Consider the following 23110-nt stretch of genomic DNA (forward strand, 5'->3'; position numbering starts at 1 on the left):
GCTCACTCGGTGATGGGGTTGAAGGTGTAACGGCTGATGGTGTCGACCACGCAACCAGGGCGTTCGGCGCCCTCGATCTCGACGCTGATGCGCACCACCAGCTGTACCGCGCTGCCGATCAGCTCGGCACTGACAACCTGGCCTCTGCCGCGTACCCGCGCGCCGACTTTCACCACGGCGGGGAAACGCACGCGGTCGGTGCCGTAGTTCACACCCATGGCCATGTTGTCGATGCTCATCAGCTGCGGCATGAACAGGTTGGCCAGCGCCAGGGTCAGGTAGCCATGGGCGATGCACGCCCCAAACGGGCCATTGGCGGCGCGCTCGGGGTCGACATGTATCCACTGCTGATCGCCAGTGGCTTCGGCAAACAGATTGACCCGCGCCTGGGTCAGCTGCAGCCAGTCGGTGACGCCCAGGTCCAGGCCCTGGGCCTTGAGCATTTGCTCGGCGCTACTGAATCGGGTGCTCATGGGGTGCCCTCAAGCTTGTTGTGAACTGACCGACAGCACTTCGCCAACCATGTAGGAGGCGTAATCGCTGGCCAGGAAGATCATGACGTTGGCGACTTCCCACACTTCAGCGGCGCGGCCAAAGGCTTCACGGTCGGCCAGTTTGGCCAGCAGTTCTTCGCTGCTGGCCTTCTTGAGAAATTCGTGCAAGGCAATCGACGGTGACACGGCGTTGATGCGCACCCCGCTTTCGGCGGCTTCCAGCGCACTGCAGCGGGTCAGCGCCATGACCCCGGCCTTGGCGGCGGCGTAGTGCGCCTGCTCTTTTTGCGCACGCCAGCCGAGTACTGAAGCGTTGTTGACGATCGCCCCGCTCCCTCGGCGCTCCATATGCGGCAGCATCGCGCGGGTCATGCGGAAGGTGCCGGTAAGGGTCACATCAATGACCCGCAGCCACTCCTCGTCGCACATCTCGGTAACCCGCCTGGAACCACCAAGGCCTGCGTTGTTGATCAGTACATCGACGCCGCCAAGGGCCTGTTCGGCGGCGGCGACCAGAGCTTGCACCTCGGTCTCGACGGTGACGTTGCACAGCTGGCCGTACACGGCCTGCAAGCCGGTGTCGGCCTTGAGCTGTTCCACCGCCTGCTCCAGGCGCCGGGGATGAACATCGGAAATCATCAGGGCGCGGCAACCTTCTTCGGCGCAGCGCCTGGCCGCGGCATAACCGATGCCAGCGCCAGCGGCGGCAGTGATAAGCACGGATTTGCCAGCCAGCAACTGGTGGCCTGGCACATAAGGAGGGGCTTGTTTCACGCGGTATACCTCTGACAGAAAACAGGTTGTCGACAGGTATAAAGGCCGCAGGGGGCAGGCACATCGTCAAAACGGACGGGGTCGGTTGTGGCAAGGCAACTAGAGGCAGGCGCCGGCAACGCCGACGCCTATGCATCAAGCCGCGCTCACGTGCCCCAGACCCTTTGCGCCTTGGGTGCTTCGCTGAGGATCGCATCGACCGCCGCCCCTACTTCAGCGACCTGCCAGCGCGCGCCCTTGTCGCGGGTGACGCCGGTACGCCAGCCATCACCGAGGGAGATCCGGCCACCCTGGCTCTCGAACAGCTGGCCGCTGACATGCCCGGACGCCTCACTGCCCAGCCACACCACCAAAGGCGCGACGTTCTCTGCCGCCCAGGCGTCGAAGCTGTCGTCATCGGGCTTTTTGACCATGTCCGGCATTGCGCTTTCGGTCATCGCCGTGCGCGCCGCCGGGGCCAGGGCGTTGGCGGTGACGCCATAGCGGGCCAGTTCCGCCGCCTGCACCAGGGTCAGGGAAGCAATACCGCCTTTGGCCGCCGCGTAGTTGGACTGCCCGATCGAGCCCTGCAAGCCGGCGCCGGAACTGGTATTGATGATGCGCGCCGCCACCGGCGTACCGGCCTTGGCCTGATCGCGCCAGCGCCGGCCGAGGATATTGGCCAGGCAGTAGTGCCCTTTCAGGTGCACGCGCATCACCATGTCCCAGTCCTCTTCTGACAGGCTGATGAACATGCGATCACGCAAGACCCCGGCGTTGTTGACCAAAACATGCACTTCGTCGAACGCCGCCAATGCAGCCTCGACGATGCCTTGAGCGCTGCTCAGGGTGGTGATGTCGCCATCGTTGGCGATTGCTCGGCCACCACTGGAACAAATCTCGTCGACCACCGCCTCGGCGGCCTCACGACGAATGTCATTGACCACCACATTGGCGCCTTCAGCGGCAAATGCCAACGCATACGCGCGGCCCAGCCCGCCACCGGCACCGGTGATGATCGCGGTACGACCTGCACAGATTCCCATAGGATGTTTTCCTGTTGTTGAGTGTGGGTGGCTTCAAAGCCGTTCGATGATGCTGACGTTGGCCTGGCCGCCGCCTTCGCACATGGTTTGCAGGCCATAACGCCCGCCGGTGCGTTCAAGCGAATGCAGCAAGGTGGTCATCAAACGCGCACCGGTAGCGCCCAGTGGGTGGCCAAGGGCGATGGCGCCGCCATTGACGTTGGTGCGTGCCGGGTCGTAATCGAGCTCCTTGGCCCAGGCCATGACCACCGAGGCAAACGCTTCGTTGATTTCCACAAGGTCGATATCAGCCATGCGCAGGCCTGCCTTCTTGAGCGCCGCGCGGGTGGCTGCAATCGGTGCGGTGAGGTGCCAGATCGGGTCGTCGCCGAGCACCGACAGGTGATGAATACGCGCCCTGGGGGTCAGGTTGTAGCGCTTGAGCGCCGCCTCCGAAACCACCAGTAACGCCGCCGAGGCATCGCAGGTCTGGCTCGATACAGCGGCCGTGATCGACGGGAACTCAGCGCTCACAGGCTCCAGGCTGGCCATTTTCTCCAGGCTGCTGACCCGTGGCGTTTCATCAAAGGCCAGGCCTTCGCAGGCAACGATCTCGCGGGCGAAATACCCGGCGTCTGCGGCCGCCAAGGCACGACGATGGCTTTCCAGGGCAAACACTTCCATGTCTTCGCGGCTGATCTGCCAGTGATCGGCGATGCGCTGGGCGGCGTAAAACTGATTGACCGGCTGCTGCCCAAAGCGCGCCTGCCAGCCTTTGCTGCCGGAAAACGGGTCGCTGAAGCCCAGCGGTTGGCCAGCGAGCATCGCCGACGAGATCGGGATCTGGGTCATGGTCTGCACACCACCGACAGCCACCACCTCCTGCATGCCACTCATCACCGCTTGTGCGGCAAAATGCAGCGCCTGTTGCGACGAACCGCACTGCCGGTCGACCGTGGTGCCCGGTACGTTCAGCGGCAAGCCGGCAGCCAGCCAACTGGTGCGGGCGATGTCACCCGCCTGCGAGCCGATGGCGTCGACACATCCGAAAATCACGTCGTCATACGCGTGGGCAGGAATGGCATTGCGTTCGATCAGCGCTTTCAACACATGCGCGCCCAGGTCAATGGCATGCACATGGGCCAGGCTGCCTTTGCGTTTGCCCGTGGGGCTGCGCAGGGCATCGACGATATACGCTTGGGGCATGGCTCAGTCCTCGAAGGTAGCGCCCGGCCCAAGCCGGGCTTCATCGCTGAGCACATAGGCGGCGACGCGGGTTTTATGGGTGGCACGGTCGCCCCAGGACGGGTCCAGCGACCACACGCGCTTCATGAACATCTGCAGGTCGACTTCCCAGGTGTAACCCATCGCACCGTGCACCTGGATGCCATGGCGCGCCGCCAGCCAGCTGGCGTCGCAACAGGCCAGCCTGGCCTGCGATACATAGACATCGGCGCGGCGATCACCCTGCGCCAGGGCATAGGCCGCGCGATACAGCACAGGTTTGGCGAATTCGATCTTGCTGGCGATATCGGCCAGGTGATGCTTAACCGCCTGAAAGCTGCCGATAGGCTTGCCAAATTGCTTGCGCTGGGCCACGTAGTCCACCGACAGGTCGAGGATTCGCTGGGCCAGCCCGAGCAGCTGCCCACCAACCGACAAGGCGCCGCGGTTCAAGGTATCGGCCCACAAGGCCCGCCCCTGTTCGCCGCCGATCAGCAGGGTGTCGCGAGTTGGCTGCCAGCTCACCAGGCCCAGGCGCCTGGAGGCATCGATACTGGCGTTGGCCTGCACATCGACCTGCGCGCGCGGCACCGCATGCACTTCATCGCCGTGGGCAAGGATCAGCCACTCTGCCAGCGGTGCGTCAGGCACCAACGGGTTGATCGGGTGGCCGATCGCCAGGCGCACGCTGCCATCGGCGATGCGCGGCAACAGCCGGGCTATGACCGGGTTGTCGTCTGGCAGGCCATTCAGCAGCCCGGTGACAACATAAGCCGTGTCGGCCAGCGAGTCCGGGATGGCGTAGTAGCCCAACTCCTGGGTCATCAGTGCCCAGGCCACATCGTCCATGCCCAGGCCGCCGAACTGTTCGGGCACCGACAATGCCGTCAGGCCCTGTTCAGCTATCTTGTTGCGCAAGTCAGCGGAGCGGCCTGTATCGGTTTCCCAGATCTCGCGCAGCATTTCGGGCGCCGCCTCGGTCATCAGGAAACGGCTGATGGCTTCGCGAAACGTGAGCTGATCATCGGTAAAGGTAAAGTCCATGGCCGGCTCCTATTTCGGCAGGCCGAGCATGCGCTCGGCGATGATGTTGCGCTGGATTTCGTTGGTGCCGGCGTAGATCGGCCCGGCCTGAGCGAACAGGAAGCCATCAAGCCAGCCGCCTTCGACCGCTTGCGCAGCGCTGCTCAACAGCTCGCCGTGCGCACCCAGGATGCGCATGGCGGTTTCGTGCATCTTCAAGTCAAGCTCCGACCAGATGATCTTGTTGATGCTCGACTCGGCGCCGATCTGCGCGCCACGGCTCAAGCGCCCGACGGTGTGATAGGACGACAGCGCGTAGCCTTCAGCGCCCAGCCAGGCCTCGACAACCGCTTCGCGGATGCTCGGGTCGCGGTCGGCGCTCTGGCGGTTGGCGTTGTACAGTTGTATCAACTTGCGCGCCGTGGCCTGGAAACGTGCCGGCGAACGCAGCAGCAAACCTCGCTCAAAACCCGCGGTGGCCATCGCCACATGCCAGCCCTGGCCTTCGGCACCAATGCAGTTTTCAACCGGCACGCGCACATCGTCGAAAAACACTTCGGCGAAGGTGTTCTTGCCGTTCAGCGCCTTAATCGGCCGGATGGTCACGCCTGGGGCATCGAGCGGCACCATCACGAACGACAAGCCGTTGTGCCGGGTCGAGGCCGGGTCGCTGCGGAACAGGCCAAACAGCCAGTCGGCGAACAGTGCGCGGCTGGACCAGGTTTTCTGCCCGTTGAGCACATAGTGATCGCCATCGCGAATGGCCTTGCTGGTGATCGCGGCCATGTCGGAGCCGGCATTGGGCTCGGACCAGCCCTGGGCCCACATGTCGACACTGGAGGCCATGCGCGGCAGGAAGCGCTGCTTCTGCGCCTCGGTACCGAACTCCATCAACGTTGGGCCGAGCAGCAGCTGACCGTTCTGGTTGATACGCATCGGTGCGTCGGCGCCGTAGTACTCTTCCTCGAAAATCAGCCACTCGATCAGGTCGCAACCGCGCCCGCCGTAAGCCTTGGGCCACATGACCATCGACAGGCGTTGCTCGAACAGCTTCGCCTCCCAGGCCCGGTGCTGCTCGAACCCTTCCCGGGTGTCATAGTTGGCCAGGGGCGTAGTCGGCTGATTGGCCGCCAGCCATTCGCGCACTTCCTCACGGAAGGCCTTCTGCTTGGGGGTATAAGCTAGTTCCATGGCACTCTCTCAGAACTTGGCGTCGCGTTTTTCGACGAAGGCGCGGCGGGTTTGCGCAGAATCCGGACTGGTGTAGGCCTGCAGGGTCAGCCCCTGCTCCCAGCGGTACTTGTCTTCCAGGTTGCCGTCCTCGATGCCGTTGAGGGCTTCCTTGGCGATACGGATCATCACCGGGCTCTTGGCGGCGATCTTGGCGGCAATCTCCAGCGCGGTTTCGCGCAGCTGCTCTTTGGGCACCACGCGCTCGATGAAGCCATACTGCGCTGCCTCTGCGGCGCCGATCTTGTCGCCGGTGAAGAACAGATAACGAACCTTCTGCACCGGGAACAAACGCTGCAGGTGCGCGCCGCCGCCCATGGCCCCACGGTCTACTTCAGGCAAGGCAAAGGTGGCGCACTCGGAGGCCACGACAATGTCGGCTGCACCGGTAATGCCGACGCCGCCACCGAGGACGAAACCGTGCACGGCGACGATGACCGGCACAGGGTTGCGATGTACCGCCTTGAATGCCGCATAATTACCGGCGTTGACCGCTACGATGCGTTCGGGGTGGGCGTCCAGTTCCTTGATGTCGACACCGGCGCAGAAGCCGCGGCCTTCGGCACGGATGACGATCACCCGGACGTCGGGGTTGGCGCCCAAGGCTTCGACCTGATGGGCCAGGTCCATCCACTCCTGGCTGCCCAGGGCATTGACCGGCGGTTTGGCCAGCACCAGCTCAGCAATGCCCGCCTCGATCTGTGTGGTAAATGCTTGACTCATGAGGGTGTTCTCCAAAGTTCGGCAGGCTGATGCTCGCTACGGCAAGCCAACAGGGCTTCCAGGCAGCATTCGGCTTCCTGGGCAATTTCTTCGATCACTTGCTGGCAACTCTTGAGTTCGCCAATGGCGGCGGCTACCTGGCCGCTGGGCAGAATGCCTTCGTCCGGAACACCGTCGATCATCGAACGCTGCAGCAGTACCGGCTGGTTGGCGGCCATCACCGTTTGCGAAAGCGCGCCGGGGTCTTCCTTGAGTGCCTGGCGCAGCACACCGAACAGATGGCTCAGGCTCATTCCGGTTTGCTGCTTCCATTTCCAGGCGCTGCGCAACGCGATGCGCAGGCGCCCAAAAGACCCGGCCTGCTCCAGGCGGTTGATAAACGGGTTCTCGATCATGCGGTGGCGCATGCCATCTACCGCAGTGGTCACCCGCACCCGTTGCGGGTCGTTGACCTCGAGGTAATGCACCAAGGTACTCGACGGCGTAGGCGACTCCCGGGTCATCAAAAAGCGCGTGCCCATGGCAATACCCACGGCGCCGGCCGCCAGCGCGCCGGCAAGGCCTCTGCCGGTGGAGTAACCACCTGCGGCGATTACCGGCACCGACACCGCAGCGAGCACCTGGGGCAAGAGGATCGAACTGGGCACACCACCGGTATGCCCGCCGCCCTCGCCGCCCTGGATAGTGATCATGTCCGCGCCCAGCGCCACCGCCTTCAGGGCGTGTTTGAGTGCGCCCACCGTCGGGATACACAACACCCCGGCAGCCTTGAAACGGGCGATGGTCTGTTTGTCCGGGCCACGTCCGTAACTGACCGCCCGCAAGCGGTAGCGAATCGCCAGGTCAACGCATTGGGCCGCGTTCTCCTGGAACATATGAAAGTTCAGGCCGAAATTGCTGCCACCGGTGGCGGCAATTACCTTGTTGATCTCGCCTTCCAGGGCATCGGCCGCAATCGTGGCCCCGGCCAGAAAACCGAAACCACCGGCGCGGGTTGTGGCAATCACCAGGTTGGCGTCTGCAACCCAACCCATGGCGGTCTGCACGATCGGATAGCGGCAGCCCAAGGCTTGGGTCAGTGGCGTACACAACCAGCGGCTCATGCCTGCTCTCCACTGGCGGCAGCCTTGTTGGCCAGGGCCATGGCCTTGGCATCGAAGCCGCCCAGCTTGTCACCCGACAGCAGTTCGTTGTGGGCATGGGCGAAGTGGTGCCAGGCAAAGGCGGCGTCCATCGCCGTGCGTTTACCCTGCAGATCCTCGACGTGGTTAATGGCCTGCTTGGTCAGCGCAAGGCCCATTCGCGGCTGCCGGGCAATACCGGCCGCCAGCGCATAGGTGCCCTGCTCCAGTTCCTCACGTGGCACTACCCTGTTGACCATGCCCATCTGGTAGGCACGCTCGGCACTCATGCGATCGCCGGTGAACAGAAACTCCTTGGCGATGCGCGGGTTCAGCTCATACGGGTGGGCAAAATACTCCACCCCGGGAATGCCCATACGTACCACGGGGTCCTGGAAAAACGCATCATCGCTGGCCACGATCAGGTCGCACACCCAGGCCAGCATCAGCCCACCGGCCACACACGCACCCTGGACCATGGCAATGGTCGGCTTGGGCACCTCACGCCAGCGCCGGCACATGCCCAGGTACACCTCTTGCTCACGGGCATACAGCTGCTCGCCGCCGGGCTTGTTGGTGTGATCCCACCAGAGGTGTGCACGCTCGAACGGTTTGTTGATATCGCGCCCGGGCGTGCCAATGTCATGGCCGGCCGAAAAATGCCTGCCCGCCCCGCGCAGTACAATGACCTTGACCGCGTCATCGTTGACAGCCTGGCGCAGCGCCGCATCCAGCGCATACGTCATCTGCGAGTTCTGCGCATTGTTGAAGCCTGGCCGGTTCATGGTCAGCGTGGCGATACCCTCTGCCACGCTGTACAACACCGGTTCCTGCGTTTCGTAGACCGAGTGGTCTGCACGCTCGACGAATTCACTGTCAGGGCTGTTCATGCTCATGTCCCTCGCCTTACGCCACGCGAATGCCAGCCGGGTTGCCCTTGATCGCCGAACTGCGCAGATCATGGGGGTCGAGCCGACGGATCAGCGCCAGTTGCTCAGGCGTCGGGTGTACGGTTTCTTTTAGCGACGCTGAATTGAGCAACGGGAAACCGGTGTTTTCCTGCACCTGCTCAAAGCTCACCCCCGGGTGCAGGCTGCGCACCTGGACCGCGCGGTCCGGGCCGTCGAAATCCATCACACACAAGTCGGTGACGATCAGGCGGATGTCCATCAGGTCGCGGCGTACCCCTTTTGGCCAGCGGTCGGCCTTGAAACCGACACCGGAGACCATGTCCACTTCGCCGCTGACGAACACGCGGGTGTTATGGCTGGGTACAAAGAACGAGTTGATGTGATTGATGCTGTTGCCGGGCAAGCCGCGCACACCGAGCATTGCGGCCTTGGGCTTGTGGTAATCGCCCACGCAGGAGAGGTTGCTCTGGCCCCAGCGGTCGATCTGCGTCGGGCCGATCATGGCGTGACGGCGGCCACCCCAGACGCACTCGAACACCCGCTCGAAGTTGAGCGAACCCGAATATTTCGGCACATGATCGCCACGCGGCCCTAGCGGGATCGGCTCTTCGACCAGGTACGCCTCGCTGTCGGTCATCAGCAGTTGCGGACTGTGGCTGAGTTTGGCCAGGCTGGCGCCCAGGCGCGGAATCACGCCCAGGCCCGACGCGATCAGCTCGCCGTTGTCACGCCAGGCTTCGCTGGCCGCGACAATCATCAGTTCCGCGAGGGTAAATTCACAGGTAGTCGACATTTTCATCCTCCTCAGAACACTGGCAGGGCCAGGGAGCCCATGCGTTCGGCACCGCCGTTCTGCTCTTGATAAGCCCGCTCACCGGCCGCCACGTACTGCGCCACATAGGCTTGCCAGCCGCCCTCTTCACCGGCACTGGCGGCATAGCGTTTGAGGTGGTTCAGGTCCCAGCCATATTCGGGCTGGCAGGCGGTGGGGTGGGCGCCGAACGGTGCATGGATCACGCCACTGACCAGGTACCGCTCAAAAGTGTTGTAGCGCGCCTGTTCGGTGGTCAGTTCCAGTCGTTCGTGCAATTGCTCGCAAGACACGAAGCACTGCTGGGCCGCGCGAGCGAACAGGTGGTCGAAATATGGGTCTGGGCCGGTCACCAGGGTGTTGCCCAGGCGGTCGGCGACGTTGACGTGGACAAACGCCACGTCCAGGTTCAGGGCGGGCATAGCGAGCAGCACTTCGCCGTCGTCATACGGCGACTGGATGGTCTTAAGTTCAGGGTTCAACCGTGTGACATCGGTGGCCAGGCCGCAGCGGGTCGGTAGAAACGGCAAACGCATGGCCGCCGCACGCAGGCCCCACTGGAACATGCCTTCATCCACCTCTAGCAACTCCAGCCCACCGGCCTCGCGGGCTTTGCGGTAATAGGGTTCCAGCGGAATGGCGTCGAGGGTGGCAAAGCCGAATACTAACTTCTTGACCTTGCCCGCCGCACACAGCATGCCCACTTCAGGGCCACCGTAGGCGACCACAGTCAGGTCTTTGACGGGGGAACGCAGAATCTCGCGCACAACCGCCATCGGCTTGCGCCGTGGCCCCCAGCCGCCGAAGCCGATGGTCATGCCATCGCGCAGGTGCGCAACGGCATCGGCCGCCGTCATTTGCTTGTTCATTGCACATCTCCTTGCTGTTGGCCGACGGAAAAGTCATGCCCCCACAGGCTTACCCGGGTAAATTCGAAGGCCGAGTGCTCAGCCCAGTCCACTTGCAGGCCGCCGTAGCCGTACTCCAGGTCGAAGCCGGACGGGGTCTTCATGTAAAACGAGGTCATCCGGTCATTGAGGTGCTGCCCGAGGGTCGCCGACAGCGGCACCTGATGGGCCAGGCGCCGGTCATGGGCGCGGCCTACTTCAGTCATCGAGCCCACTTCAACCATCACGTGCACGCAGCCTGAAGGCACCGCGTACTCCGCCAGCGCCAGCGAGTGATGGCGGCTGTTGCGGCAATGCAGGAAGTGAATGCGGATTGGCGGTGCTGCCGGGTCGGGGCGAAAGTTGAAGATGTCCGACAGCTCGAAGCCCAGCACGTCCTTGACGAAGGCCAGGGTCGCGTCAAAGTCCGGGGCAGGCAGCACGGTGTGGCCCAGGCCCATGTCGCCGGTGACAAAGCCCGGCACGCCTTGCGGCGAAACGAAGGGCAGGCAGTCGGAACGGTGCCCCCAGCTCAACTCGTGGCGGTTGCCGGAGGGGTCCAGGACACTGACCAGTGCCTGTACGCCACGCTGCTCGATCTCGGCGGCAGTGCCTGCTTGCCAGCGCACACCGTTTTGCTCCAGTGCCTGCAATGCGGCGTTGAATGCCCGCTCGCTGGCCAGTTCCCAGCCAGAGGCCAGGTACCCTGCCTCGGCGCCTTCGACGATGAGCATGCGAAACGGCCGCTCGTCCATCTTCACGTACAGTCCGCCACCGGGCGCGGGTACCACCATCATGCCCAGCACGTCTTCGGCATAACGTTGCCACTGACTGAGGTTTTCGATTTGAGCGACGAAGTAGCTCAGCCCCCGGATATCCATCATGCCCTGCTCCTCAATGACCGGACCTTTGTTGGTCTTCATTGTGCTGAGGGCAGGCCTGTTGCTCATCGTCCGTTGAGACTAAGCAGTTGATCTATCGGGAATACTGAAATGCAGGCGGTGGAAACAGGCTTGCCCCGCGATAGTGATGCGCCAGGCACATCGCATCGCAGGGCAATCTCGCGCCATCGGAGGGGTTACATGTACAGGATCACCAGGTCATTGATGACCGAGGGGCGATCACTGCCGACGACGTGGGTATTCACCTCCAGGGTCAACTGGGTGCCGCGCTTGACCCGCGCCACCTGCTTGACCCTGGCCCGCGCATGAACCCGCGAGCCGGCCGGCACCGGCGCCGGGAAGCGCAGGCGGTCGGAGCCGTAGTTCACCATGGTGCTGAAACCGGTGATTTCATAACCCAGCGCCAGCTTGAGCCGGGACTGCAACACCTGTACCAGCGCGCCGTGGGCAATGGTGCCGCCAAACGGGCTGTCTTTACGTGCACGCTGCGGATCGGTGTGAATCCAGTAGTCATCACCCGACAGCGCGGCGAAGGCATCGATCAGGGCTTGATCGATGACAATCTGGTTGCTCCAGGGGCTGAAGGTTTCACTGACCAGGCTCTGCAGCGCCACCTCATCATCCATGGCGACCAAGCGTACAGCTGCGGCTTCACTCTGCTCCGGCGCTTGCGCCTGAGGCGCGCCGTTGTAGCGCTGTAGCGCCGTGCTGTCCTGGTCCGGACCGGTAAAGCGCAGTAAACGCGTACCCTTGGCGTCGACTTCGGCAAAAACCGGTTTGAGCCGCATGCCGATGCGGATCTGATCCTCTTCAAGCCCCACCAGGGTGGTGTTGATTCGCACGCCTTCGTCCAGCTCGATGACGGCCAGCTTTTGTGGCATCTCATCGGCAAAATCCGGCAATGTGGCAATGCGTGCCACGGTGAAACTGTACAGGGTGGCGCCGCCATTGACTTCGCGCCAGCTCAGGTCATGGGCCAGGCACCGCGGGCAGTGCCTGCGCGGGTAGAACACCCAATGTTCACAGGCGTTGCACTGCTGGATCAACAGGCGCTGTGCCTTCAGGCCTTCCCAGAACGGCGCAGAAATTTCAGTCGGCACCGGCATTGGCTTATTGTTCGACATGCGGGTCATGCTCCCTGAAGTATCAACGCGGCCTGCTCACTCATCACGCCACCGGTGCCGGACACGTAGACAGCGTCGCAGCGTTCAAGCTGGCGCTCCCCCGCCTCACCGCTGATCTGCGTGACAGCCTCGATCACCTGTGACATGCCCCCGGCAGCGCCGGCCTGGCCGAAACTGAGCTGGCCACCGTGGGTGTTCATGGGGAAATCGCCGCGCCAGGTCAGGTCATGCTCGCGAACAAACTGCATGCCCTCACCCTTGGCACAGAAGCCGGCGTCCTCCAGGGTCAGCAACGCGGTAATGGTGTAACAGTCATAGATCTGCGCCGCATCGACATCGCCAGGTTTGAGCCTGGCCATCTCGAAGGCACGGCGCGAAGCAGGCCCAATCGGGGTGTTGAGCATGTCCTGGGCATACGAAGGCGACTTGAACGCCAGGTGCTCACCGAAGCCTGTGATGAATGCCGGGCGCTTGCGTGTACGTGCGGCCACTTCTTTGGAGGCAATGATCAATGCCGCGCCACCGGCCACCGGCATGACAATCTCGAGTACGTGCAAAGGATCAGCCACGCGCTTGCTCGCCAGCACCTGCTCGATCGTCAACGGCTGGCCATGGAACATCGCCTGGGGGTTGGCCAAGGCATTGGTACGTTGATCAACGGCAATCTTGGCCATCGCCGCCGGGTCGTAACCGTACTGCGCGGCGTAGCGCTGGGCGATCATGGCGTAGCCGGTGTTCTGGCCCATGTGGCCGTAAGGCAGATCGAACTCCGCCTCTGGCGCACCAAAGGCGGTACTGTGACCGCCGTAACGCATGGCGCGGGCCATTGCCCCGGGATCTTCGTCGGGGCCCATTGGCGCCAGGCGCGCCGGCATCACACACAGCACCGCCTGGCACAGGCCCAGCTCGATCGCCGCAGCCGCGCGCCAGACCATACCCACTGCGGTACAACCACCAAGGTCGACCACTTCGGCGAAATTAACAGACAAACCCAGGTATTCGGCGGCCATGGCCGGCACGAACACCGAAGCTTCGTGGAAGTGCGGGCCATTGATCACCAGACCGTCCAGGTCTTCGGCACGCAAGCCGGCGTCGCGCAGCGCCTGCGCTGCCAGGTCGGCCACTTGCTCAAGATGGAACATTCGCGGCGCTGTGGCGTACTTCTCGGGTTTGTATTGCGCGGCGCCGACAATCGCCGCATGACCTTTAAGACCCATGTATCCCCCACTCGAAGGCTGTGTGCTTGAGGTTTTTGTCTTGCGACCATGCCACAGGTGCCGTGGCGAGTGATCGTCCATTTTGACTAGAACACCGGCCGGCGCCAGGGCTGACTCAACCCTGACGCCGTCGCGCCAGTCAGAAGCTGTATTTGACCGAGAATGTCCCGTAGTCGCGGTCTGCCAGCAAGCGCTTGACCGGGTCAGCGTCGCCCAGGTAACCGGTAACCCGCAGGGCGACTTCCAGGTTGCCCAGGTACTTGAAGGTGGCGCCCAGGCTCAACCGGCGATCACCCTGCAACCCGGAAATGGTCCCGGCCATCGGCGTGGCACCACTGAACACGTTGGAGAAGTTCACCGGCACTTCCAGGTCCCAGCCTTCGAACACGCCCGGGTAGCTGAAGGACGCACCCAAGGTGTAGGCACTGGCGGTCTTGCTGCGCCAGCCAGTCGAGGTCTTGTAGGTGTAGTCGTCGGACGGTTGCACCAGCGGGCGCATGGACGGAATCAGGCTGTTGCCCAGGCCCAACAGGTTCGGCGCGGCCGAGGCTTCGTCAACACTGTCGACACGCACATGCACGATCTCGGCGGTGAGCGAGGTCTGGCTCGCCCAAGGCCGGTCACCCAGAATACGGATGGCCGACAACTGCATTTGCTGGCCCTTGCCACGCGCAGGCGTGGGGCCAAGGCCGGTGTTGACCATCACCGGAGCACCGTCGCGATACGACCACTCGCCACCGATCTGGGTCTCGCCGATTTTGGTCGAGGCACTGATCCCGGTCAGCTTGATGTCTTCAAAGTAGGTAATGCGGTAGCCATCCGGCGTGCCGAAGAACACGCCTGGCCCGGCCGGGACGGCCCGGTAACCCACCAGGGCAGTGGCTGGGTTCTTGTCATGATAATTGACATGAAACAGTGACAGTTCCAGGGCGGGCACGGGTCGAAAGCGTACCTGTGCCCCCCACTGACCGCTATCACGCGGCTCATCGGTACCCTGGTAGTTGATCCGCGACCCATTGGCGCCGATGAGAAATTCCCGCCCTGGCCCGACCACATCGCTGGTGGACAGGTAGCTGCCCACCGGCGGCAGCTCCGTGCCCATCCATTCGTATTGCACGTAAGCGCCCAAGGTCCACTGCGGGTTCAGGCGATACGACGCCGACACCTGCCCGACCGGCAACAGCACTTCCTTGACCTCGACCCCTGGCTGCGCAGCCTTGACCGCATCGGATGGGTTCTGTACACCACTGACACCGGGGTAGAACAAGCTTTCACCCCAGGACTCGATATGCCGCCCGGCCTTTACGTCGAGCATCGAACCATTGTCAAAGCGCCAGCCGCTGAACACATAAGCATCGAGGAACTTGCTGCGCCCGCCGCTGTAATACTTGGTGTCGCTGCTGAACTCGTTATGGTCGCCAGCCTTGTTGACCGTGCCCGGTGAGTCGTTGTCGTTGGAACGATGGTAAACATCATCGTAGAAGGTACTGGCGCGCAGCACCCCGCCGTAGTTGTCCTTGCGCACGATCATCTCGGCCAGGGCGCCGATGCGGTTGGTCACCAGGCTGCCCTTGTCGAAGTTGCGGTCGCCATCATCGGCGTTGGGTGTCAACAGTTTGCTTGACGGGTTCGACAGGCGAACCCCCAGGCCGTAGCTGGTGGTCACCGTCCAGTCGATCGTCGTGCCGTTGTCGAACTCGATGGTTTCACCGGACCATGCGGGTGTGCAAACCAGTGCGGTTGCCACCACCAGACCCGATAATTCGAAACCCGATACAGCTGGGCCAGCACCATATTTGTTGTTTTTATTAGTCACACTGCCTCTCCGATTAACGACCTGACGGTCGCGCAAAAGTGCAAGAACACCACTCGTTAGCCTCAGCCCGCTCACAGCTGCCCTAGCACCGACTGAACGTTGACACCCTCGGGCGTGCGCCCGTAACGGAACACGCCGGCTGTTTCTTCACGCACCAGTAGCCCTTGCGCAATCAGGTAATTGACATGCGCCAGGGTCTCGCCAATTGCCATCAATTCATCGAAGCGCCCCTTCACCTTCGGAAACAGCTCGGCCATCAGCTCCACGGCACTGCGCGGCGCGGTGCAGGTGGCCAACAGTTGCTGCAAGTGCCTCTGGTGGTGTGCGCGCAGTTGATCAAGGCGCAGATGCAGGTTGTAAAACGGCCGTTCATGCGCCGGCAGCACCAGCACGCTGTCGGGAACCTCCCGCAAGCGCTCCACCGAATCCAGCCAGTCGCGCAATGGGTCGGCATCGGGCTCGGTGACCTGCACGCAGACACTGGAGGTGATGCGCGGCAGCACCTGGTCACCGGAAATCAACAGGCCGTCCTCGGCGCAGTACAGGCAGGCATGTTCCGGCGAATGGCCGCGGCCGATCAGGACCTGCCAACGGCGCCCGCCAATCATCAGTTGGGTGCCTTCACTCAGGCGCCGGAAGCTGGTGGGTACCTCTGGCCGAAAGTGCGCGGAGCCCAGCAACGGGAACAATGCTGCGGTCTGCTCCTGGTTGAAGCCTGCGCGCTGGTAATGCTGGTAGAACGCCCAGCTAGTGCCGGTGTCACCTGGCGCGCGCAGCTGGTGCAGCGCCTGATATTCACTGGCGCTCATGAACACCGGGCAGCGGAAGCGCTCGGTCAACCAGCCGAGCACCCCGACATGGTCCGAGTGAAAGTGTGTGCAGATCACCGCCACCAGCGGCAAACCACCCAATACCGTGGCAAACAGCACTTCCCAGATGTCGCGGGTCTGCGTGTTGTTGAGCCCGGTATCGACCGCCACCCAGCCCTCGCCGTGGCGCAGCAGGTACAGGTTGATGTGGTCAAGCCCGAACGGCAGCGGCATGCGCAGCCACAACAGCCCTTCGGCGACCTGCTGAACCTCGCCATTGGCCGGTGGCTGCGGCCAGGGGAAGCGCAGGCCTGCACGCCATTCGTGCCCCTGGGCATCCAGGCTACTCACTGACGTCACCCGCAAAAGCGGCCAGGCCAATGCGCCCCAGCACGTGGGTGCTGTACGGCACATAGCTGCGGCTGCTTTCGTCACGGATGAACAGCGGGTCGCTGAACGCCTTCGGCGCGTAGCCCTGGCGCTGCAGGTCGACCTTGCGCAGTTTGAAGGTGCTGGTCAGGTCGGCCGCCGCCGACACCCGCACGAATACAGGCGCCGCATAGCGTGGCAAACGCGCCTCGGTCAGCGCGTAGAACGCTTCAGGGTCAAAAGGCTCCCCTGGCTGCATCAGTACCGCCGCCATGCCGGCGCGGCCCTCTTGTCCGGGCACCTGCACGCCGTAGATGTTGATCAGCTCGAGCCCGGCAAAATCGCCCAGCGCAGCTGCCACCTCCAGGGTAGAGACGTTCTCGCTTTTCCAGCGGAAGGTGTCACCGATGCGGTCGATGAAGTACAGGTAGCCGTCTTCGTCATAACGCAGCAGGTCGCCCGAACTCCAATAGGCATCCCCTGGGCGCAAGACATTGCGGCGGATCTTGCTGTTGGTTGCCTCGGCCGAGGTGTAACCCTCGAAGCGGCCGCCGCCGATCTGCGGGTGGTCGATGATCAAGCCCAGGGCTTCACCCACTTCACCCACTTCGCAAAGCTGGTAAAAGCCCTGCTCGTCGCGTGGGTGGCTGTCGGTTTCAACGTCATAGCGCACCAGGCGCAGGTTGCTCTTGTCCCAGAACGGCACACGACCGCAGGCGCCCACATAGTTGTCGACGTTGACCACATTGGTATTGGACTCGGTGGAGCCCCAGCCCTCGAACACCTGGATAGGCCCAAAACGCTGCACCCAGTTCTGCCAGGTTTCACGCGTCAACCCGGCGCCGAGCATGCAGCGCAGGCCATGGTCGCGTTCGCCGGCCGCCTCGGGCTGGTTGAGCAGGTAGCGGCAGATCTCGCCGATGTACTGGAACACGCTGATGCGGTGCTCACGCACGTCTTTCCAGAATTCGCGGACACTGAACTTGCGCCGGACCACGATCGCCGCGCCTGTTTTCAGCGCGGTTGACGTCACTGAAGTGGCCGCGGCACCGTGGTACAGCGGCAGGCAGCAATAAAACACGTCGCCGGGCGTGGTCTGCAGGGTGACTTCCATGATGTCCCCCGTCGACATCCAGCGCATGTGGCTGTAACGCGCGGCTTTCGGCAAACCGGTGGTGCCCGAGGTAAAGATCAGCAGGCTCGGCGACTCGGCGCGCAGGTCGGCACGCAGGTCACGCGGGAATGGCGTGCACGGGGCATCGGCCAATGCTTCGGCCAGGCCGGTGTCAACCTGTGCAGGCATTGTCCCGGCCCACCTTTGCTCGGCATCTTCGACCAGCCACAGCGGCAGCGGCGGCAGGCCTTCGGTTGCCATAACATGGCCCAGCACCTCTTCGCCGACGAGCATCGCCTTGGCCTCGATGGCCTCCAGCGCGTGCACCAGCGGCCGGCCACTGACCTGGGTATTGACGAAGCCCACCACGACACCGAGCTTGACCAGGCCAAACCAGCAGCAGAAAAACGCCGGGCGGTTCTCCATGGCCAGCGCGCAGACATCACCGGGGCGCAGGCCTCGGGCATGGAAAACGTGGGCCAGCTGGTCGGCCCGCGCGTTGACCTGGGCGTAGCTCAAGCGCTGATCGCCATAAATCACGAAAGGCCGCTCGCCGTGGCGTTGCGCCTGTTCTTCGAGGCGATCAGCCAGGGTATAGCGATCCGCAGGTTTGATCCGCGCGGCGGCTTCGGCCCGGCGATCAAGGATGGCCTGGGTTTGTTCGCGTGGCACAACCCCGCGATCAACACTGGACAGCAGGCTTGCGTTGTTATTGAAATTGTTCATCCCTACCTCCGATAAAACCGGCTGTTCATGCAGTCGCCTGGGCGTGGGTCGGATAGTCCGAATAGCCAGACGAGCCTTTCGTATAAAGTGTCTTGCGGTCGAAGCCGGCCAGCGGCAGGCCGGCGCGCAGGCGTTCGACCAGGTCCGGGTTGCCGATAAAGTGGCGGGCAAACGACACTGCGGCGCCCTGCCCGGCTTCTATTGCCGCTGCGGCCGAAGGCCCGTCGAAACCGTCATTGAGGATCAACCCGCTGCTGCTATGGCTGCGGGCCAAGGCAAAGGCATCCAGTGCGGCCAGCGGCGAACGCATGATGTGCAGGTAAGCCAGGCCAAGCGGCTCGACCTGCTCACACAAGGCTTGTGCAGTGGCGGCCGGGTCGGCATCGCTGATGTCGTTGTAAGGGTTACCCGGGCACAGGCGGAAACCCACACGCCCCGAGCCGATTGCAGCTGCCATCGCGGCCAGCACCTGGGCCGGAAACCGCACGCGGTTGGCTACCGCGCCGCCATAGCCATCACTGCGCTGGTTGCTGCCGGACGCCATGAACTGCATCGGCAGGTAACCACTGGTGCAATGCAGCTCGACCCCTTCGAAGCCGGCTTCGCGGGCGTTCAGGGCCGCGCGCCGGTATTGCTCGATCACGCGGTCAATGTCCTCCAGGCTCAACGCCTGAGGCTCATCGGTATCGACCAGGCCAGCCCCGTCGCAGAACACCTGGGTGCGGGCACGTATCGCCGAGGGGGCGACGGTCCGTGCCCCCACCGGTTTGTTTTGCCAACTGGCGGCGCGGCCCACGTGCATCAACTGCAACACCATGCGCCCGCCGGCATTCCTCACCGCCCGCGTGATCTGGCGCCAACCCTCGATCTGCGCGCTGTCGTAAATGGCCGGCGTGCGGCAATAGCCCAGTCCGTCGGCGGACGGCGCGGTGCCTTCGGCAATGATCAGCCCGGCACTGGCGCGCTGGCGGTAGTAGTCGACCATTTCAGCCGTCGGCACCGCCTGCGCGGTGGCGCGGCTGCGGGTCATCGGCGCCATGACAATGCGGTTACTCAGCTCCAGCTCGCCCAGGCGCAGGGGCTCAAACAAAATGCTCATCGCGATTCCTCAGCGCACACGAATCTTCGGTGCCGCAGCACCGCGTCGCAGGGTGGCTAGAAAGTGTTCCAGGGGCGCGGCCGGGGCGACATCGGGCAGTTGGTCCTTGTCCGGGCGCTGCGCCCAGAACTCGGCCCACGACGGGAACAGGTCGTGGAAGCTGCCGGCATAGGGTTCACGCCCTGGCCAGCGCATCTTTCGCTCGCCGATCGGCGGCTTGTTGAGGTCGCTGGCGTACCAGTAGCACGGCAGGCGGCGACGGAAGTACCAACGGCCATCGATGCGCTGGTAGTCATCCCAATAAAGCATTTGCATGGTCACCCACTCGGGGCCGGTCTCATGCTCGTTCTTGGAATACACCACGCCAACGGCATTGTCGGCGTCAAGCAGTTCGATGATGTGCTGGCCCAGGTGATGCGAGGTGCCGCTGAACTGATCGCGCAAGGTGGCATCGACCCATGCTTTCAGGTGCGCGCGGCCGGTCTTTTCGCGGCCAACCCGGATGTCTTCGGCAAACAGATTGACGTGGGCATCGAGGTCGCGCATGTCCAGCGACAGCGAGTACTTGGCCGCCAATTGACGAATTTCCTCAATCGACTCAAGCCGGTCGATGCGTGCCAACAACATGTTCGGTTCCATGCTCATCACTCCAGCACCGTGTAGAGTTCCGAGCTGCGCCCGCCATCCACCGGCACACACGCGCCGGTGATATAGGACGCTTCGTCGCTGGCCAGGAACAAAATCGCGTTGGCTACCTCCTGCGCCTGGCCGATACGGCGCAGCGGGATCAGTTTCTCGGTGTTGCCACGGGCCTTGGCGTCGGCCAGCATGCCCGCGGTTGCCGGGGTTTCGATGACGCCCGGGACCACCACGTTGCAGCGGATCCTGTTGGCCGCCCCTTCGCTGGCTGCAGCGCGGCTGAAGTTGATCACCGCGGCCTTGGCTGCCGAGTAGCCGGCCATCCAGGGCGTACCGAACAACCCGCAGATCGAGGCGATGTTGACGATGGCCCCGCCGCCTTGGGCTTTCATCAGCGCCATGGCCGTGCGCGTGCCCCAGAACGTGCCGTCCACGGTGGTGCGGAAGTTGGCGTGCCAGTCGCCCGTGCTGGTGCTGTCGATGGCACCCCAGGTGTAGGCCATGGCGTTGTTGACCAGGATGTCCAGGCGGCCATGCTGCTGCGCTGCGGCCTCGATTGCGCGGACGAAGGCTTGCTCGTCGCTGACATCGGCGACCTGCCAATGGGCCTTGCCACCTGCTTCGCGAATGGTGCTGGCGACAGCTTCCAATGGCGCCTGATTACGCCCGCAGAGCACCACGGTGGCGCCCTCCTGGGCAAAGCGTCGGGCGGTGGCGGCACCAATCCCGGAGCTGGCGCCGGTAATGAAGGCGATCTTGCCTTGAAGTCGTGTGCTCATTGCCTGCTCCCGGTTCAAATGAAGGCCATGCCGCCGTTGACGGCGAGGTTCTGACCGGTGATGAAGCTGGCGTCGGAACTGGCCAGAAACACGGCGGCGCGGGCGATCTCATCGACCTCGCCCATACGGCCCAGGGGGATTGCCTTGAGCATGCCCTGCAGCCACTCATCGGGGATGTCGGCCATCATCGGGGTGTTGGTCGGGCCGGGCACCAAGGTGTTGACGCGGATGCCGCTGGCGGCCAGCTCCCGCGCCATGCTGCGGGTCAGCCCCATGACGCCGGCTTTGGCTGCGCAGTAATGGCTTGGGCCTTCGCCAGTCATCGCAGCGGTGCTGGAAATATTGATTACCACGCCCTGAATGGCGTGCTTTTGCATCAGCCGCACCGCTTCACGGCTGCACAGGAAGGTGCCGGTGAGGTTGACCCCAATGACCCGCTGCCAATGCGCGTCCGGGGTGTCGACAAAGCTGTCGACTGAACCGACACCGGCGTTATTCACCAGGATGTCGAGGGCGCCGAAACGGGCTTCCAGCCTGTGCATCGCCGCCGCCACCGAGTCGCTGTCGGCGACGTTGCACGCCAGCGCCAGGGCGTGCTCACCGAGCCCTTCGATCGTCTGCTCGGCAGCCTGCAGGTTGATGTCGGCCGCCACCACTCGTGCGCCGGCCTCGGCAAAGCGCTGGGCAATCGCCCGCCCCATGCCTTGCCCGGCGCCCGTGATCAGGGCCACTTTGTTCGCTAACTTCATCGTTGATCTCCCGCAAGCCTTGGCTTCCCCGATCAGCTGCACAACGCGCTGGATGATCGAGCACGGGACAAATCATTAACCCTGTACAAAACCGCAACATCGTCCGATAAGACTACGCAGCCGCGCTTGCCCGCTGTGCCGCAAGCAAGTGGTCTGAATGGACGATGTGCCCGAGCGTGATCGGCGCCACGCTCCTGCTCACTAGAACAAAACCGGGAGCACCCGTCGTGAACTCTTCCAACCGCGTTACCTGGCGTAGCCACTACGCACTGTTCGTGCTGGCCGTGATTTACATCTTCAACTACATCGACCGGCAGTTGATGGCGATCCTGATCGAGCCGGTCAAGGCGGAGTTCGGCATTTCCGACACGGGCATCGGTCTGCTTTCGGGGGTGACATTTGCGGTGTTCTATACCCTGTTCGGCTTCCCCCTGGGCCGGCTTTCCGACCGTATCGGGCCGAAACCGGTTATTGCCGCCTGCTGCATTGCCTGGAGTGTGATGACCATGGCCTGTGGCCTGGCCACCAGCTTCTGGCTGCTGGTGTTGGCGCGGATCGGCGTAGCCGTTGGTGAAGCGGGCGGCACGGCGCCTTCGGTGGCGATGATTTCGCAGCTTTACCCAGCAAAAAATCGCTCCACTGCGCTGTCCATCCTGATGCTTGGCTCAAGCTTCGGTGCAATATTCGGCCTCGGTTTTGGTGGCTGGATCGCCCAGCATTACGGCTGGCGCTCGGCGTTCCTGATCATTGGCGTACCGGGCATCCTGCTGGGGCTGCTGCTGTGGCTTACGGTCCGTGCGCCGAAAATTGCCAGCGAAGTGCAGACCAAGGTCCAGGTCGTCCAGGAAGGCTGGGCAAAGACCGTGGCCAAGCTGATGGAGACCCCATCGTTCCTTTGGCTGGTGCTGACCGGCGCGTCCAGCGCCATCGCCGGCTATGCGATTGGCACCTGGAGCCCGAGTTTCCTGATCCGCTCCCACGGTTTGAACCTGCAGGATGCAGGCTTTCTGGTCGGCGTGGTGGGCGGCAGCGGTGCCACCTTCGGCACCTTGGCCTGCGGCATCATTTCCGACCGCATGGCCCGCCGTGATGCCGGCTGGCAGATCGGCGTACCGCTGCTTGCCACGCTGGTCAGTATCCCGTTCGCGTTGGCGTACTTCCTCTGGCCAACCGGCATTCTGTTCCACCTGGGTAGCACCCCGGTACCGACCGCGTTTCTCTTCTATGCAGGTTTTGCCTTCTTTGGTACCTGGTGGGCGACCCCTTGCCTGGGTGCCGTCACGCATTTGTTCCCGGCTGCGCGCCTGGCCCAGGCAACTTCAATCTTCGTCATGGCCATGACCCTGCTGGGTGTCGGCGTTGGCCCGCTGCTGATCGGGGTACTCAGCGATCTGTTCACCCCGGCCCTCGGCACCGAGGCACTGCGCTATGCGCTGGCCGCCTCCATTTCGATGCTGATGCTCTCGACCGTATTCCTGGGCATGGCCCTGCCCCGCTACCGCGCCCAATTGCAGCGATCGGCTGCACCGACTGCCACCCCTGAAAATGCCGTAACTGCCTGATCA

22 protein-coding genes are annotated in these 23110 nt (G+C 63.4%); 1 reads left to right on the forward strand and 21 read right to left on the reverse strand.

The window, feature by feature from the left end:
- Positions 1–2 precede the first annotated feature (2 nt).
- From JOY50_RS13830 to JOY50_RS13930, 21 genes are all read right to left on the reverse strand, one after another.
- The gene (locus JOY50_RS13830; protein WP_028612889.1) at positions 3–473 is read right to left on the reverse strand and encodes a MaoC family dehydratase; all 471 of its coding nucleotides are present in this window, start codon (positions 471–473) and stop codon (positions 3–5) included.
- A 9-nt stretch (positions 474–482) separates the two neighbouring features.
- Positions 483–1268 carry an SDR family oxidoreductase gene (locus tag JOY50_RS13835; RefSeq protein ID WP_132845685.1) on the reverse strand — a complete coding sequence of 262 codons (786 nt, stop codon included), beginning with the start codon at positions 1266–1268 and terminating at the stop codon, positions 483–485.
- Between the two features lie 146 nt (positions 1269–1414).
- A complete protein-coding gene (locus JOY50_RS13840; RefSeq protein ID WP_132845687.1) occupies positions 1415–2293 on the reverse strand; it encodes an SDR family oxidoreductase in 879 nt (292 codons plus the stop codon).
- 33 nt (positions 2294–2326) lie between these two features.
- A complete protein-coding gene (locus tag JOY50_RS13845) occupies positions 2327–3478 on the reverse strand; it encodes an acetyl-CoA C-acetyltransferase (protein WP_243055416.1) in 1152 nt (383 codons plus the stop codon).
- Positions 3479–3481: 3 nt separating this feature from the next.
- Complete coding sequence (locus tag JOY50_RS13850) at positions 3482–4540, reverse strand: acyl-CoA dehydrogenase family protein (RefSeq protein ID WP_243055417.1); 1059 nt, start codon at positions 4538–4540, stop codon at positions 3482–3484.
- 9 nt (positions 4541–4549) lie between these two features.
- Entirely contained in the window at positions 4550–5710 is a 1161-nt protein-coding gene (locus JOY50_RS13855; RefSeq protein WP_016486852.1) for an acyl-CoA dehydrogenase family protein, read from the reverse strand.
- Between the two features lie 9 nt (positions 5711–5719).
- Entirely contained in the window at positions 5720–6472 is a 753-nt protein-coding gene (locus JOY50_RS13860) for an enoyl-CoA hydratase family protein (RefSeq protein ID WP_016499760.1), read from the reverse strand.
- Positions 6469–7575: a nitronate monooxygenase family protein gene (locus JOY50_RS13865; RefSeq protein WP_243055418.1), complete on the reverse strand. Its 1107-nt coding sequence runs from the start codon at positions 7573–7575 to the stop codon at positions 6469–6471. Before JOY50_RS13865 ends, JOY50_RS13860 begins: the two co-directional genes overlap by 4 nt.
- Positions 7572–8483, reverse strand: coding sequence for an enoyl-CoA hydratase (locus tag JOY50_RS13870; protein ID WP_132845697.1), 912 nt, complete (start codon positions 8481–8483; stop codon positions 7572–7574). The genes JOY50_RS13865 and JOY50_RS13870 overlap by 4 nt, the downstream gene beginning before the upstream one ends.
- A 16-nt stretch (positions 8484–8499) precedes the next feature.
- Positions 8500–9297, reverse strand: a complete 798-nt coding sequence (locus JOY50_RS13875) for a CoA-transferase subunit beta (RefSeq protein WP_132845699.1) — start codon at positions 9295–9297, stop codon at positions 8500–8502.
- An 11-nt stretch (positions 9298–9308) separates the two neighbouring features.
- The gene (locus tag JOY50_RS13880) at positions 9309–10184 is read right to left on the reverse strand and encodes a CoA transferase subunit A (RefSeq protein ID WP_132845701.1); all 876 of its coding nucleotides are present in this window, start codon (positions 10182–10184) and stop codon (positions 9309–9311) included.
- A complete protein-coding gene (locus tag JOY50_RS13885; RefSeq protein ID WP_028612898.1) occupies positions 10181–11086 on the reverse strand; it encodes a VOC family protein in 906 nt (301 codons plus the stop codon). Before JOY50_RS13885 ends, JOY50_RS13880 begins: the two co-directional genes overlap by 4 nt.
- 194 nt (positions 11087–11280) lie before the next feature.
- Positions 11281–12228 carry an OB-fold domain-containing protein gene (locus JOY50_RS13890; RefSeq protein ID WP_243055419.1) on the reverse strand — a complete coding sequence of 316 codons (948 nt, stop codon included), beginning with the start codon at positions 12226–12228 and terminating at the stop codon, positions 11281–11283.
- Between the two features lie 5 nt (positions 12229–12233).
- Positions 12234–13445 carry a thiolase family protein gene (locus JOY50_RS13895; RefSeq protein WP_132845706.1) on the reverse strand — a complete coding sequence of 404 codons (1212 nt, stop codon included), beginning with the start codon at positions 13443–13445 and terminating at the stop codon, positions 12234–12236.
- A 139-nt stretch (positions 13446–13584) separates the two neighbouring features.
- The gene (locus JOY50_RS13900) at positions 13585–15261 is read right to left on the reverse strand and encodes a DUF1302 domain-containing protein (RefSeq protein ID WP_132845708.1); all 1677 of its coding nucleotides are present in this window, start codon (positions 15259–15261) and stop codon (positions 13585–13587) included.
- 71 nt (positions 15262–15332) lie between these two features.
- Positions 15333–16421, reverse strand: a complete 1089-nt coding sequence (locus JOY50_RS13905; protein ID WP_243055420.1) for an MBL fold metallo-hydrolase — start codon at positions 16419–16421, stop codon at positions 15333–15335.
- On the reverse strand, positions 16414–18279 hold the full coding sequence (locus JOY50_RS13910) for a long-chain-acyl-CoA synthetase (protein ID WP_132845712.1): 1866 nt from the start codon (positions 18277–18279) through the stop codon (positions 16414–16416). The genes JOY50_RS13905 and JOY50_RS13910 overlap by 8 nt, the downstream gene beginning before the upstream one ends.
- Before the next feature lie 25 nt (positions 18280–18304).
- Positions 18305–19378, reverse strand: coding sequence for an alkene reductase (locus tag JOY50_RS13915; RefSeq protein ID WP_243055421.1), 1074 nt, complete (start codon positions 19376–19378; stop codon positions 18305–18307).
- Between the two features lie 9 nt (positions 19379–19387).
- Positions 19388–20017, reverse strand: a complete 630-nt coding sequence (locus tag JOY50_RS13920; protein WP_028612905.1) for a nuclear transport factor 2 family protein — start codon at positions 20015–20017, stop codon at positions 19388–19390.
- 5 nt (positions 20018–20022) lie between these two features.
- On the reverse strand, positions 20023–20796 hold the full coding sequence (locus JOY50_RS13925) for an SDR family NAD(P)-dependent oxidoreductase (protein WP_138736418.1): 774 nt from the start codon (positions 20794–20796) through the stop codon (positions 20023–20025).
- Between the two features lie 14 nt (positions 20797–20810).
- Positions 20811–21545, reverse strand: coding sequence for an SDR family NAD(P)-dependent oxidoreductase (locus JOY50_RS13930; protein WP_028612907.1), 735 nt, complete (start codon positions 21543–21545; stop codon positions 20811–20813).
- A gap of 227 nt (positions 21546–21772) precedes the next feature.
- Between JOY50_RS13930 and JOY50_RS13935 the strand changes: the two genes are divergently transcribed.
- Positions 21773–23107: an MFS transporter gene (locus JOY50_RS13935; RefSeq protein WP_132845721.1), complete on the forward strand. Its 1335-nt coding sequence runs from the start codon at positions 21773–21775 to the stop codon at positions 23105–23107.
- Positions 23108–23110: the final 3 nt, after the last annotated feature.

Source organism: Pseudomonas sp. BP01, from assembly GCF_022760795.1.
GTDB lineage: Bacteria > Pseudomonadota > Gammaproteobacteria > Pseudomonadales > Pseudomonadaceae > Aquipseudomonas > Aquipseudomonas putida_Q.